13 protein-coding genes are annotated in these 13204 nt (G+C 65.0%); 11 read left to right on the top strand and 2 right to left on the bottom strand.

Annotated features, from left to right (window positions below; translation table 11 throughout):
• Positions 1-54 precede the first annotated feature (54 nt).
• The 10 genes from dksA to pgi all read left to right on the top strand — a co-directional run bounded on the left by dksA (position 55) and on the right by pgi (position 11714).
• Entirely contained in the window at positions 55-495 is a 441-nt protein-coding gene (dksA, locus tag CK501_RS15290) for an RNA polymerase-binding protein DksA (RefSeq protein WP_077529412.1), read from the top strand.
• 18 nt (positions 496-513) lie between these two features.
• Positions 514-1371, top strand: coding sequence for a tRNA glutamyl-Q(34) synthetase GluQRS (gluQRS, locus tag CK501_RS15285; protein ID WP_095618610.1), 858 nt, complete (start codon positions 514-516; stop codon positions 1369-1371).
• 2 nt (positions 1372-1373) lie between these two features.
• Positions 1374-1550: a hypothetical protein gene (locus CK501_RS16900; RefSeq protein WP_198949554.1), complete on the top strand. Its 177-nt coding sequence runs from the start codon at positions 1374-1376 to the stop codon at positions 1548-1550.
• Positions 1540-4500 (top strand): ATP-binding protein, encoded by a 2961-nt coding sequence (locus tag CK501_RS15280; RefSeq protein WP_095618609.1) that lies wholly within the window; start codon positions 1540-1542, stop codon positions 4498-4500. The genes CK501_RS16900 and CK501_RS15280 overlap by 11 nt, the downstream gene beginning before the upstream one ends.
• Positions 4497-5912: a sigma-54-dependent transcriptional regulator gene (locus CK501_RS15275; protein WP_095618608.1), complete on the top strand. Its 1416-nt coding sequence runs from the start codon at positions 4497-4499 to the stop codon at positions 5910-5912. Before CK501_RS15280 ends, CK501_RS15275 begins: the two co-directional genes overlap by 4 nt.
• 549 nt (positions 5913-6461) lie before the next feature.
• Positions 6462-7823: a polynucleotide adenylyltransferase PcnB gene (pcnB, locus tag CK501_RS15270; RefSeq protein WP_095618607.1), complete on the top strand. Its 1362-nt coding sequence runs from the start codon at positions 6462-6464 to the stop codon at positions 7821-7823.
• Entirely contained in the window at positions 7820-8308 is a 489-nt protein-coding gene (folK, locus tag CK501_RS15265; protein ID WP_095618606.1) for a 2-amino-4-hydroxy-6-hydroxymethyldihydropteridine diphosphokinase, read from the top strand. The genes pcnB and folK (CK501_RS15265) overlap by 4 nt, the downstream gene beginning before the upstream one ends.
• Before the next feature lie 53 nt (positions 8309-8361).
• Entirely contained in the window at positions 8362-9156 is a 795-nt protein-coding gene (gene panB / locus CK501_RS15260; RefSeq protein WP_095618605.1) for a 3-methyl-2-oxobutanoate hydroxymethyltransferase, read from the top strand.
• A complete protein-coding gene (gene panC / locus CK501_RS15255; protein ID WP_095618604.1) occupies positions 9153-10010 on the top strand; it encodes a pantoate--beta-alanine ligase in 858 nt (285 codons plus the stop codon). The genes panB and panC overlap by 4 nt, the downstream gene beginning before the upstream one ends.
• A gap of 21 nt (positions 10011-10031) precedes the next feature.
• Complete coding sequence (gene pgi / locus CK501_RS15250; protein ID WP_233128925.1) at positions 10032-11714, top strand: glucose-6-phosphate isomerase; 1683 nt, start codon at positions 10032-10034, stop codon at positions 11712-11714.
• Here pgi and folK (CK501_RS15245) read toward each other — a convergent pair.
• The gene (gene folK / locus CK501_RS15245) at positions 11700-12212 is read right to left on the bottom strand and encodes a 2-amino-4-hydroxy-6-hydroxymethyldihydropteridine diphosphokinase (protein ID WP_095618603.1); all 513 of its coding nucleotides are present in this window, start codon (positions 12210-12212) and stop codon (positions 11700-11702) included. The genes pgi and folK (CK501_RS15245) overlap by 15 nt on opposite strands.
• A complete protein-coding gene (gene folB, locus CK501_RS15240; RefSeq protein WP_095618602.1) occupies positions 12209-12565 on the bottom strand; it encodes a dihydroneopterin aldolase in 357 nt (118 codons plus the stop codon). Before folB ends, folK (CK501_RS15245) begins: the two co-directional genes overlap by 4 nt.
• 57 nt (positions 12566-12622) lie before the next feature.
• On the opposite strand from folB, the gene plsY reads away from it, so the two are divergent.
• Entirely contained in the window at positions 12623-13204 is a 582-nt protein-coding gene (gene plsY, locus CK501_RS15235) for a glycerol-3-phosphate 1-O-acyltransferase PlsY (RefSeq protein WP_095618601.1), read from the top strand.

Genomic DNA, 13204 nt, shown 5'->3' with positions numbered 1-13204 from the left:
CCGAAGGTCAGTCGCCGGCGCCAGGCCGGCTGCGACTCGAAAGGGGTAACCATTATGTCGAAGAATGAACCCGCTGTTCAGAACGACTTTGCCGACTTCAAGCCCTACCAGCCGGGCGATGATGAAGAGTACATGAACCAGGAGCAGCTGGAGCATTTCCGGAAGATCCTGCTCGGCTGGAAACAGGAGCTGATGGAGGAAGTGGACCGCACGGTACACCACCTCCAGGAGGACGCCGAGAACTACGCGGACCCGAGCGACCGTGCCACTCAGGAAGAGGAATTCAGCCTGGAGCTGCGCACCCGTGACCGCGAACGCAAGCTGATCCGCAAGATCGACAAGACCATCGACCGGATCGACAAGGACGATTACGGCTTCTGCGACCAGTGTGGCGTGGAGATCGGCATCCGGCGGCTAGAGGCGCGCCCGACCGCAACCCTGTGCATCGACTGCAAGACCCTGGCCGAGATCCGGGAAAAACAGACTGGCGTCTGATCCATCCCAGGCGCTGTCATGGCCTACCGCGGCCGTTTTGCCCCATCGCCCACAGGGCCACTCCACTTCGGCTCGCTGGTCGCGGCACTGGCGAGCTGGCTGGATGCGCGTGCGCATGATGGCACCTGGCTGGTCCGCATCGAGGACATAGACCCGCTGCGCGAAGCTCCCGGCGCCGCACAGCGCATCCTGAATACCCTCGCGGCCCACCGTCTGGTCCCTGACGAACTCCCCTGGTACCAATCCCAGCGCAGCGAGGCCTATGACGCTGCCCTGGCCCAGCTCCGGCAGGCCGGCAGACTCTACCCCTGCCCCTGTTCCCGCAGTGAACTCAATGCCCATGGGGGCCAGCACCCCAGGCACTGCCGCGAGCGGCCGGACTGGAACCAGCCGGAGCCCTTTGCGCTGCGCTTTCCGGTAGAGGCGCATGACGGGCACTGGTATGACCGTGTGCTGGGCGAACAGCCCCTGAGGCTGGTGCGGGAAAAGGACGATGCGGTACTGCGGCGCAAGGAAGGCTTCTACGCCTATCACCTTGCCGTGGTAGTGGATGACATTGCCCAGGGCATCAACCAGGTGGTCCGGGGGCAGGACCTGGCCGACCTCACCCCCACACACCTCTGCCTTTACGACGCCCTGGAAGAGACGCCGCCAACCTACCTGCACTTTCCGGTGGTCTGTAACGAGCGGGGTCAGAAGCTGAGCAAACAGGCAGGCGCCTCCGCCATCGATGACACCATGGCACCGCGGAACATCAGCCAGGCCCTCACCGCCCTGGCGCACCGCCCACCCGGGAACCTCAATGAGGGGCCCGTGGAAAAACAGCTGGAATGGGCCGTCAGCCACTGGGACCCGGACAGGCTCCGGAGGGCATGACCATGTACATCTATCGTCTGGTCTTCCTGCTGGTACTGGCCATCTACATCTTCTCGCCCGACATCATGGACTGGTGGGTCGAGCCCGGGAGTGCCTGGTACCAGCCGTTCGGGGTCTGGCTCGCCCTGATCGCCCTCGCCTTCTGGCTCGATCACCGGAGGGACGGCGATGAGCTTTAGTGTGCCAACGCTGCTGCTGATCAGTGCCCTCTACCTGGCGGTGCTGTTCGCCATTGCCCACGCCACGGACCGCAACTGGCTGCCCCGGCACTGGACCCATCACCCACTGGTGTACGTGCTGAGCCTGGGCGTTTATGCCGGAGCCTGGGCGGTCTTCGGGGCTGTGGGCATGGCCTACAGCTTCGGCTACGGGTACCTGGCCTACTACCTGGGGCTCTGCGGCGCCTTTCTGTTGGGGCCGGTGCTGCTGCACCCGATCCTCAGGCTGGCGCGCGGCTACCAGCTCAGCTCGCTGGCGGATCTGTTCACCTTCCGGTACCGCTCCCAGTGGGCGGGTACACTGGTAACACTGTGCTCCGGCATCGCCATCCTTTCCCTGCTCAGCCTGCAGATGCAGGCCATGGCCGGCGCCATCCAGACCCTGGCACCCGATGCCAGCCGCTGGTTCAGCGCTACCCTCTTCGCGGTTCTGGCAGCCGTGTTCACCGCACTCTTCGGTGCCCGCCGCAGCCAGGGCGTGGAGCGCAATGAAGGGCTGGTCATGGCCATGGCCTTCGAGGCACTGGTCAAACTGCTTGCCCTGGGCAGCATCGCGGTCATCCTGCTGTTCAGTGTTTTCAACGGTCCGGCGGGACTGGAGACCTGGCTCCAGGGCCAGAGCCATCAGGTCAGCGCCCTGGAGCGCCGGCTCAGTGACGGCAACTGGCGCGCCCTGCTGCTGATTTCCTTTGCGGCCGCCCTGGTCATGCCGCACATGTTCCACATGACCTTCACCCAGAACCCGAGCCCCCGTGCCCTGGCGCGCGCCAGCTGGGGGCTGCCCCTCTACCTGCTGCTCCTGGCCCTGCCGGTTCCCATCGTCCTCTGGAGCGCCCGCGCCCTCGGGGTCGCTGGCAGCCCGGACCTGTTCGCCGTCAGCCTGGGCGTGGTGCTGGAGTCACCGCTGCTGGCCACACTCGCCTACCTGGCCGGCCTTTCCGCCGCCAGCGCACTGACGATCGTGCTGACCCTGGCGCTCTCCGGCATGCTTCTCAACCACCTGGTGCTTCCGCTGCGCTCACCACCGGAAAACCGCAGCATCTACACTTGGCTCCAGAGCGTGCGCCGCCTCCTGATCCTGGCAATCATCCTGGCGGCACTGCTCTTCCACGCCCTGATAGGCCGACATCTCGCGCTGGACAGCCTGGGCCTGATCGCCCTGACCGGGGTGCTCCAGCTCCTGCCAGGGGTGCTGGCCGTTATCTATTGGCCCGAAGGCAACCGCAAGGGCGTGATCAGCGGCATCATCGCGGGCATGCTGGTCTGGTTCGCGGGGCTGGTACTGCCGTTCGCCACCGGCATTGCCCCCGGCGACTGGCTGGGTCTCCACCTGATGCAGCCCTCGGACACCGACAGCTGGCACGTGCCCACCTTCCTTGCATTGAGCGTTAACGTGGTGGTGTTCGCGCTGACCTCCATGCTCACCGGTACCAGCAACGGCGAAGTCCGGGCTGCGGAATCCTGCAGCATCGGGGCCATGGCACGCCCGCCACGGCGGGAGCTGGAAGCCACCTCCTCCGAGGAGTTCAAGTCCCAGCTCACGGTGCCACTGGGCAACGAGGTGGCTACCCGGGAAGTGGAGAGGGCCCTGGATCAGCTTGACCTGCCGGCCTCAGAGAACAGGCCTTATCCGCTGCGCCGGCTGCGCGACCAGCTCGAAGTCAACCTCTCGGGGCTGCTCGGGCCGGCCATCGCCCAGGACATTGTTCAGCGCCATCTCGGCTTCAAGCCCCAGAGCGGTTCCCAGGAACCGCAGCACGACATCCAGTTCGTGGAAGTGGCCCTGGAGGACTACAAGAGCCGGCTGACCGGCCTCGCCGCCGAGCTGGACAGCCTGCGCCGCCATTACCGCCAGATCCTGCAGAACCTGCCCATCGCCGCCTGCTCACTGGGCAGCGACCATGAGATCCTGATGTGGAACCATGCCATGGAGACACTCACCGGTATTGCGGCGGACCGCACCGTGGGCGCCACCCTGGGAGCGTTGCCGGACCCCTGGCGGGAACTGCTCGGCAGCTTCCATCACAGCGAAGCCCAGCACCAGAGCCGCCGGCAGGTCGAGCTGGGTGGCCAGCCGCACTGGTTCAACCTGCACCAGAGTGACATTGCCGGCCCCGGCCACCCCGAGGGCGGCACCGTGATCCTGGTGGAGGACCAGACCGAGACACGGCGGCTGGAGGAGGAGCTGATCCACAGCGAGCGGCTGGCGTCCGTTGGGCGACTGGCCGCGGGCGTGGCTCATGAAGTGGGTAATCCGGTAACAGGGATCGCGTGCCTGGCCCAGAACCTGAAGCTGGAGACCGGTGCGCCCGGCGTACTGGAGACGGCCGATGAGATCCTGAGCCAGACCAACCGGATATCCAGCATCCAGCAGTCACTGATGAACTTCGCACGCGCCGGCCAGGACGGCGTAAGCAACCCCCATGCACCGGTGCGCATACGGCGCTGCGTGGACGAAGCGATCCACCTTCTGTCACTGGCGGACCGCGAATCCCCGAGCCCCTACCGCAACCACTGCGACACCGGGCTGATGATCGCCGGTGACGAACAGCGGCTGGTCCAGGTCTTCGTCAATCTGCTCTCCAACGCCCGGGACGCCGCGCCCGAAGGCACGGAGATCCCGATAGACGCCCGCCGGGTGGCGGCCAGTGTGGAGGTGAGCGTCACCGATGAAGGCGATGGCATAGCCAGCAGCGACCTGGATCACATCTTCGACCCCTTCTACACCACCAAGGGGCCGGATCGCGGCACCGGACTGGGGCTTTCCCTTGTCTACAGCATCGTGGAGGAACATCATGGCACCATCAGCGTCGAGAGCCCGGCCAGCGCGGAGACGGGACGTGGAACCCGGTTCGTGCTGCGTTTTCCCGAAGCCCACCCGACGAACGAGACAACGGATCAGCCATCATGAGTCGCATACTCATTGTTGAGGACGAAGCGGTCATCCGCTCGGCCCTGGAAAAACTGCTGACCCACAACGGCTATGAGGCCGAGGGGGCGGACTCCATTGCCGACGCAACGGCGCGGTTCGACCTGAACCACTTCCAGCTGATCATCACGGACCTGCGTCTGCCGGGCGAGCCGGGCACCGACCTGATCCACCGGGCACCGGACGTGCCCGTGCTCATCATGACCAGCTATGCCAGTCTGCGCTCGGCCGTGGATGCCATGAAACTCGGCGCCGTGGATTACATCGCCAAACCCTTCGATCATGGTGAAATGCTCGAATGCGTGGGGCGGATCCTCGCGCAGCAGCCCGAGCCGGAGAGCACGCCCGGCCCTGAAAAGGGCAATGGCTCGAACACCGATCCCTCGCACTTCATGTACGGCGACTGCCCGGCCATGCAGCGTGTTTTCCACCTGCTCCGCAAGGTTGCGCCCACGGACACCACCGTGCTGATTATCGGCGAATCCGGCACCGGTAAGGAGCTCGCCGCCCAGGCCCTGCACAACCTCAACCGCCGGGCGCCCTGGAAGCTCATCTCGGTCAACTGCGCCGCCATTCCCGAGGCCCTGATCGAATCCGAGCTCTTCGGCCACGAGAAAGGCGCCTTCACCGGCGCCGTCTCCGCCCGTACGGGCCTGATCGAGGCCGCGGACGGCGGCACCCTCTTTCTCGATGAGATCGGTGAGCTGCCCGCCGAGGCCCAGGCCAGGCTTCTACGAGTGCTTCAGGAGGGCGAGATCCGGCGCGTCGGCTCAACCCAGAGCCGGAAGGTGGACGTCCGGATGGTGGCCGCCACCCACCGCAACCTCAAGGCCATGACGCGCACCGGTGAATTCCGGGAAGACCTGTTCTACCGCCTTAACGTCATGCAGATCCGGCTGCCGCCGCTGCGCGACCGGGAAGACGACATCCTGGGGCTGGCGAAACGCTTCCTGGAACAGATCGGCGGTCGCATGACCCACCGCGGTTACACCTTCTCGCCGGAAGCCATGCAGCTGATCAAGCGTTACCGCTGGCCCGGTAACGTCCGCGAGATGGAGAACGCCATCGAGCGCGCCGTGATCCTGGCGGATGGCGAAGTCATCACCCCGGAGCTGCTGGATCTGGATGCGGAAGACGAGGAACCCGCCATCTCCACCGGGCTGGTGGGCGCCGACCAGCCCGCCGAGCCCCATGGCCGTGAGGAGGACGCGCCCTCGGATCTGTCCCTTGAGGACTACTTCCAGCACTTCGTGCTGGAGAACCAGGACCGGATGAGCGAAACCGAACTGGCCCAGAAACTGGGAATCAGCCGTAAATCCCTCTGGGAACGGCGTCAGCGCCTGGGCATTCCCCGCAAGAAATCCGGCGCACCGGGCTCCAGTGCCAGCCACTGACGGACTGCGCGCTACTGTTACCCACTGTTACCGTCCGAAACGCTGGCCCGCAGAACACAAAGTGTGAGTAACAGTTCACGCCTTTACATTAATCCCTGTTCAGACCTTTCCCCTTCGTAACTCCCTGTATTAAAAAGAGGTAAAAATTCTGGCACAGCATCTGCTTACTTCAGCCCCAAACAAGAAAAAGCGCCCAACAAAAACAATAACGCGCACTCACAAGGCAGCGGCCCAACAACAAGAACAAGCTGCCCCAAGGGCTCAAAAACAATAATGAATGCCCTTCGAACTGAGTGTTTTGGCAGCCGAGCTTTTTAGCGGCCATTCCGCTCTCTGTTGCAAAAACGTTCCGTTCGTCGAAAACAGTCGAGCGCCGATAACAAGAACAACAATGCACGCCGAATAACAACAAGAACCCTGTCAGACTGAATCCTGTTTCGGGGCTGCCTTCGGGCGGCCCCGTTTTGATTCCGCCCTCCGGACTCGCGCCAGCCCGCTTGAATCGTTACACTCGCGCTTTCGGGTCAGACAGAATCAGCAAGAGACTCCATGGCGAGACGTTTTCTGGAACGGGTACAGAACTGGCTGAGCCAGCTCGGCGGGCAGAACGGGACCGCTCCCCATGAACCCCGCATCATTTCGCGCGACGAACACAACATCTCACGCCAGAACATCAGCGAATCCGCGAAGAAGGTGCTGCACCGGCTGAATCGCTCCGGGCACGAAGCCTATCTGGTCGGTGGCGGTGTGCGTGATCTGCTCCTTGACGGTCACCCCAAGGACTTCGACATCGCGACCAGCGCCACCCCCGAGCAGGTGCACGAGCTGTTCCGCAACTCGCGGCTGATCGGCCGGCGCTTCAAACTGGTCCATGTGCTTTTCGGGCGCGAGGTTATTGAGGTCACCACTTTCCGCGGCTCGCCCAAGGACGCGGATAACGACCCGCATATGGACGTGAATGACCAGGGCCGGCTGCTGCGCGACAACGTCTACGGCACCCGCGAAGAGGACGCGCTCCGGCGCGACTTCACGGTCAATGCGCTCTACTACGATATCCGGGACTTCACCGTCCACGACTACGCCGGCGGCGTGAAGGATCTGCACAACCGCCAGCTGCGGCTGATCGGTGACCCGGTCACACGCTACCAGGAAGACCCGGTGCGCATGCTCCGGGCGGTGCGTTTCGCCGCCAAGCTGGACTTCACCATCGCCGAGGATACCGCCCAGCCGATCCGTGAGATGAGCCACCTTCTTGAGGACATTCCGCCGGCCCGGCTGTTCGAGGAAGTCCTCAAGCTCTTCACCGCCGGTCAGGGGGAGACCACCTACGGCATGCTGAAGCGCTTTGACCTGTTCGCACCGCTGTTCCCGGAATCCGCCAGGGCCATCGCCGAGGGCGAACCGGACGAGGTGATCCGGGAAGCGCTGGCCAGTACCGATCGCCGGGTCCGCCAGAACAAGCCCATTACGCCCTATTTCCTCTATGCGGCACTGCTGTGGCCGGCACTGCAGCAGGCCTGGCGCCAGGAGGAGGCGGAAACCGACCAGCCTGCCTACCAGTCCCTTCAGCAGGCGGCCGGAGAAACCATCCAGAACCAGACCCAGGCCACCGCCATTCCGCGGCGCTTCAGCACCCCGATGCGCGAGATCTGGGAGCTGCAGCTGCGGCTGGACAAGCGCAGCGGCAAGCGCGCGGACCGACTGCTGGAGCACCCCCGCTTCCGGGCTGCCTATGACTTCCTGCTGGTACGCGAGGCCGCCGGCGAGGACACCCAGGGCCTGGGCGCCTGGTGGACGGAATACCAGGATGCCGATGCCGACCGGCGCCGTGAAATGCTCCGCGCCCTGGGAGGCGGGGGCAAGAAACGCAGCGGCCGTAAGCGCCGCAAACCCGCGCGGAACGACTCATGAGCGTGACCGCCTGGATCGGCCTTGGCAGCAACCTGGACAGTCCCCTGCAGCAGCTGCACCTGGCTCTGGAAGCACTTCACCAGCTGCCAGAGACCACCCTCGCGGATGCGTCGCCCATCTACCGCAGCAGCCCGGTCGGCCCCTCCGACCAGCCGGACTTCCTCAACATGGCGGCCAGGCTCGACACCGACCTGGACGCCACCACACTGCTGAAACAGCTGCTGCGCATCGAGGACGCCCAGGGCCGGACCCGCACCCGCGTATGGGGCCCCAGGGTGCTGGACCTCGACCTGCTGCTCTATGGCCGCGAGACCATCGCGCAGCCCGAGCTCACCGTTCCCCACCCGGAAATCCCCAACCGGGATTTCGTGCTGCGCCCACTGCTGGATCTGGACCCCGACCTGAGCCTGCCCGATGGGCGACGCATCGACGACCTGCTCCGCGAATGCCCGGATAACGGCCTGACGCCCGTCACGCTTGCCTGAACACAGAGCCCGCTTTACCCTTGGCAGGATCCAAACGGAATCGGGAGCCGCTCATGAGCACCACCATCCAGTCGCTGCGGGACTACCGCGAGAAAGGGCAGAAGTTCAGCTGCCTGACCGCCTATGACGCCACCTTTGCGGGCCTGCTCAGCGACTGCGGCATCGACGTGCAGCTGGTGGGCGACTCGCTGGGCATGGTGCTCCAGGGCCGCGAGAGCACTGTGCCGGTGAGCATGGAGGACATGGTCTACCATACCGAATGCGTCGCCAGGGCCCAGCCCGAATCGCTGGTCATGACGGACCTGCCCTTCATGAGCTACGCCACCACCGGGCAATGCCTGCACAACGCCGCCCGCCTGATGCAGGCCGGGGCCCAGATGGTGAAGATCGAGGGCACTGACTGGATGGCCGAAAGCGTCCACCAGCTGACCGAACGCGGCGTGCCCGTCTGTGCCCACCTCGGCCTGACGCCCCAGTTCATCAACAAGCTGGGCGGTTACCGCGTCCAGGGCAAAGGGGCTGAAGCGGCCGAGCGCATGGTCGCCCATGCCCGCCGCCTGGTTGAGGCCGGGGCGGACGTGATCCTGCTTGAGTGCGTCACGTCCTCACTGGGAACCCGCATCACCCGCGAGGTGGGCGTGCCGGTGATTGGCATTGGCGCCGGTCCCGATACCGATGGCCAGGTACTGGTCCTGCAGGACATTCTCGGCATCAGCCGTGGCCATAAGCCCCGGTTCGTTAAGGACTTCCTGCAGGAGGGGGGCTCCGTGGAAGGCGCCGTGCGCGCCTACGACCAGGCCGTCAAGAACGGCGAATTTCCCGACAGCAAACACAGTTTCAGCGGATGAAAACCGTCCATACCGTCTCCGACCTCAGAGCCGAACTCAAGCCACACCGTGACGCCGGCGCGCGCATCGCGCTGGTGCCCACCATGGGCAACCTGCACCCCGGCCACCTGGCCCTGGTGGAGGAAGCCCGCCAGCAGGCGGACATTGTGGTCACCAGCATCTTTGTGAACCCGTTGCAGTTCGGCCCCAACGAGGATCTCGACAGTTACCCGCGCACTCTCACCGAGGACCAGGAAAAGCTGGAATCCAGGGGCAATGATCTGGTGTTCGCCCCCAGTGTGCGCGAGGTCTACCCCAACGGCATCGAATACCATACCCACCTTACCGTGCCGGTGATCACCGAGCTGCACTGCGGTGCCAGCCGCCCCGGGCACTTCACCGGCGTCGCGACGGTGGTCACGCTGCTGTTCAACATGGTCCAGCCGGATCTGGCGGTGTTCGGTGAGAAGGACTTCCAGCAACTGGCGGTCATCCGCAAGCTCGCGCGCGATCTGTTCCTGCCCATCGGGATTATGGGCGTGCCCACCTACCGTGAATCGGACGGGCTGGCCATGAGTTCGCGCAACACCTATCTGAGCGAACGCGACCGTGAACGGGCAGTGCGCCTTTACCAGATGCTGTGCTGGGCGCGGGACGCCATCCAGGAGGGCCGCCGCGATTACAGCACCCTCTCGGATGAGGCCATCCGACAGCTCGACAGCGAAGGCTTTCATCCGGACTACTTCAACATCGTCAACACCGACACCCTGGAGCCGGCCAACCACGACGACACCCGGATCACCATTCTCGCTGCCGCCTGGCTGGGGCAGACTCGGCTGATCGACAACCTCAGCCTGACCCTCGATAACAACTGAATCGCTCAGGGAGACGAGCCAGTGACCGAGCAGCAATCCCTGCCACCACTCATGGAAACGCCCGAGTGGTCCGCGCTGATGAATCACCGGGCACAGCTGGAAGGCCTGCCGCTGCGGGAACTCTTCCAGCAGGACGCTCAGCGCTACCCACGCATGACGCTCGAGGCCGCCGGCCTCACCCTGGATTACTCCCGCAACCGCGTAACCGACCAGACCCTCGGTCTGCTGGCCGACCTGGCCCGGGGTCGTGGTCTGCCGGAACGGGTCGACGCGCTGTTCCGTGGCGAACAGCTCAACACCACGGAGAACCGGCCCGCCCTTCACACCGCACTGCGTCAACCACAGGACCAGCCGGTCAAGGTGGACGGAGAGAACATCATGCCCGCCATCCAGGCGACCTTGGAGCGCATGGAGATCTTCACCAACACCGTCCGCGGAGGCGAGTGGCGAGGCATGAACGGCGACACCATCACGGACGTGGTCAGCATCGGCATCGGCGGCTCCTATCTGGGTCCGCTGACGGCAACAGAAGCCCTGACGCCCTTCCAGTCCGAACATCCACGCTGCCACTACGTGGCCAATGTGGACGGCAGCGACATCCGGGAGGCCCTGGCCGGACTCAATCCCGCGACCACCCTGTTCCTGGTCCAGTCCAAATCCTTCACCACCCAGGAAACCCTGGCCAACGCCCGCGTGGCACGCCAATGGTTCCTGCACGGCGGCGGCACCGAAACCACCGTCCAGCATCATTTCGCCGCCGTTACCGCCAATGCGGACCGTGCCCGGGATTTCGGCATCGCCGGGGACAGCATCTTTCCCATGTGGGACTGGGTCGGCGGACGCTATTCCCTGTGGTCGGCGATTGGCCTGCCGGTGGCCCTGGCCGTGGGCATGCCGCGGTTCCGGGAGCTGCTGGCCGGCGCCCATGCCATGGACCAGCACTTCCAGCAGGCGCCCCCGGAACAGAACATGCCCATGCTCATGGGACTGATGGGGCTGTGGTATATGCACGGCTTCGGCGCGGAATCCCAGGCCGTTATCCCCTACGACCACTACCTGCGCCACCTTCCGGAGCACCTCCAGCAGCTGGACATGGAGAGCAACGGCAAGAGCGTATGCCTGGACGGCAGCCCGGTCAGCCACCACACCGGCCCCGTCATCTGGGGTGGCCCCGGGGTCAACGGCCAGCACGCCTACCACCAGCTGCTCCACCAGGGCACGCGGCTGGTACCGGTGGATTTCATCCTGCCACTGACCAGCCACAACCCCGCGGATGGCCATCACGCCATGCTGGCGGCCAACTGCCTGGCCCAGGCCCGGGCCCTCATGCTCGGGCGCACGGAACAGGAAGTGCGCGCGGCGATGATCGCGGAAGGCATGGCGGAAGACGAGGCCCAGCGCCTGGCACCCCACCGGGCCATCCCCGGCAACCGCCCCAGTAACCTGCTCACCATGGAGCGGCTGGAACCGGCCACGCTGGGCGCACTGATTGCGCTGTACGAACACCGGACCTTTGTCCAGGCAGCCATCTGGCGCATCAATCCGTTTGATCAGTGGGGGGTTGAACTGGGGAAGGAAATCGGTGGGCAGATCCTGCCCGCCCTGAACGGTGAGCCGGATACCGACATGGCCTTCGACAGCGCCACTGCCGGCCAGATTGCCCGTTTCCGGGCGGCACAGGGCAGCGGTTCAGGTTCGCGGTGAGATCCGCCGGCCCTGCCAGTGGAACTCGATGGGCCAGAGGCGCTGGTCACGCTCGTACGACTGCCACAGGTCCGCGTAGCGCTCCCCGCTGACCGGATGCCGCTCATCCGGCGCAATCTCGGCCAGGGGCTGGAGCACAAAGGCGTTACTCAGGATTTCGGAGCGGGGCAGTTCCACACCATCAATGGTCCCCACCAGATCCCCATAGGTAAGCACGTCCAGATCCAGGGTCCGGGAGCTGAAGCGGGGCCGGTTGCGCTCCCGGCCATTGTCATCCTCGACCTGCTTGAGCCATTCCGCCAGCGGCCCCACGGGTTCGTCGGTGTTCAGGGCAACCACGAGGTTCAGGAAGTTCTCACCCTCAAAGCCCACCGCCTCGCTCTCATAGACAGAAGAGATGGCCAGCTCGCCGAAGCGGGCTGAAAGGGCATCCAGCGCGGCGCGGACGTTCACCACGGTGTTCTGGTTGGAGCCGATACTGATGTAGACCCGATTCATTCACCTTCTCCCCGTTCCACCACCACGCCCACGGCCTCAGCCCCGGGAACGGCACCGGGCTTGCGCAGCACAATACGCCGATAGCCGACGCCGAAATCATCCGCCAGCATGGCCGCGAGCCGCTCCGCCGCCGTTTCAAGCAGGCGGAACCGCCCTTCCCTGAGGCACTGCGCCACGGCCTCGGACACCGCCGCGTAGTCCAGTGCCAGTGTCAGGTCGTCCCCGGCAGCCGGCGCGCGATTATCCCAGCGGAGGTCCAGATCCACAAGCAGACGCTGGGTCACCGCCCGCTCCCAGTCCAGGACGCCGATAACAGCCTCAACGGCCAGCCGTTCAATGAAAACGCTATCCATTCCAACTCCCGGGTTGATCCATTATCCTGAAGGCCCGATTACGGTTCAGGGCCTTCGATGGAACTGCTGTTCGCACTCTTGCTCTGTGCACTGGGCTACCTCAGTGGCTCGATCCTGTTCGCGCCCCTGGTCTGCCAGCTGCTCAATGCACCGCCGCCCCACCTCTATGGCTCCCGAAACCCCGGTGCCACCAATGTGTACCGGATTGCCGGCCCCGGGCCGGCCGGGCTCACGCTGCTGGGCGACGCCCTCAAGGGCTGGGCGCCGGTTACCCTGGCCCAGTATCTGGATGTCAGCCCCGCCACCCAGGCGGCGGTTGCCCTGGCCGCTATAGCCGGGCACATGCTGCCGGCGTTTTCGCGCTTCCGGGGCGGCAAGGGCGTTGCCACCACCCTCGGCACAGGGCTGGCGCTGGCCGCCGGCACCATTCTCACCATGGCGCTCATCTGGCTGCTTGTTTTCCGGCAGTGGCGCATCGCCTCCCTGGCGTCCATCGTCGCCGCCGGCAGCGGTCCGGTTTTCGCGTTCCTGCTCAACCCACCCCATACCGGGGTCTTCTTGGTCATTGCCCTGGTGCTGTTCGTCCGCCACCGCGACAACCTTGTCCGGCTGGCACAGGGCAGTGAAAGCCACCTCTGA

This window comes from Halovibrio salipaludis (assembly GCF_002286965.1).
GTDB classification, from domain to species: domain Bacteria; phylum Pseudomonadota; class Gammaproteobacteria; order Pseudomonadales; family Oleiphilaceae; genus Halospina; species Halospina salipaludis.
Note: the sequence above shows the minus strand (reverse complement) of the source record. Positions and strands in the feature narration are given on the sequence as shown.

Coding starts and splice junctions, on each gene's coding strand:
- dksA (WP_077529412.1), top strand. CDS start 55: ATGTCGAAGAATGAACCCGCTGTTCAGAACGACTTTGCCGACTTCAAG.
- gluQRS (WP_095618610.1), top strand. CDS start 514: ATGGCCTACCGCGGCCGTTTTGCCCCATCGCCCACAGGGCCACTCCAC.
- CK501_RS16900 (WP_198949554.1), top strand. CDS start 1,374: ATGTACATCTATCGTCTGGTCTTCCTGCTGGTACTGGCCATCTACATC.
- CK501_RS15280 (WP_095618609.1), top strand. CDS start 1,540: ATGAGCTTTAGTGTGCCAACGCTGCTGCTGATCAGTGCCCTCTACCTG.
- CK501_RS15275 (WP_095618608.1), top strand. CDS start 4,497: ATGAGTCGCATACTCATTGTTGAGGACGAAGCGGTCATCCGCTCGGCC.
- pcnB (WP_095618607.1), top strand. CDS start 6,462: ATGGCGAGACGTTTTCTGGAACGGGTACAGAACTGGCTGAGCCAGCTC.
- folK (WP_095618606.1), top strand. CDS start 7,820: ATGAGCGTGACCGCCTGGATCGGCCTTGGCAGCAACCTGGACAGTCCC.
- panB (WP_095618605.1), top strand. CDS start 8,362: ATGAGCACCACCATCCAGTCGCTGCGGGACTACCGCGAGAAAGGGCAG.
- panC (WP_095618604.1), top strand. CDS start 9,153: ATGAAAACCGTCCATACCGTCTCCGACCTCAGAGCCGAACTCAAGCCA.
- folK (WP_095618603.1), bottom strand. CDS start 12,212: ATGAATCGGGTCTACATCAGTATCGGCTCCAACCAGAACACCGTGGTG.
- folB (WP_095618602.1), bottom strand. CDS start 12,565: ATGGATAGCGTTTTCATTGAACGGCTGGCCGTTGAGGCTGTTATCGGC.
- plsY (WP_095618601.1), top strand. CDS start 12,623: ATGGAACTGCTGTTCGCACTCTTGCTCTGTGCACTGGGCTACCTCAGT.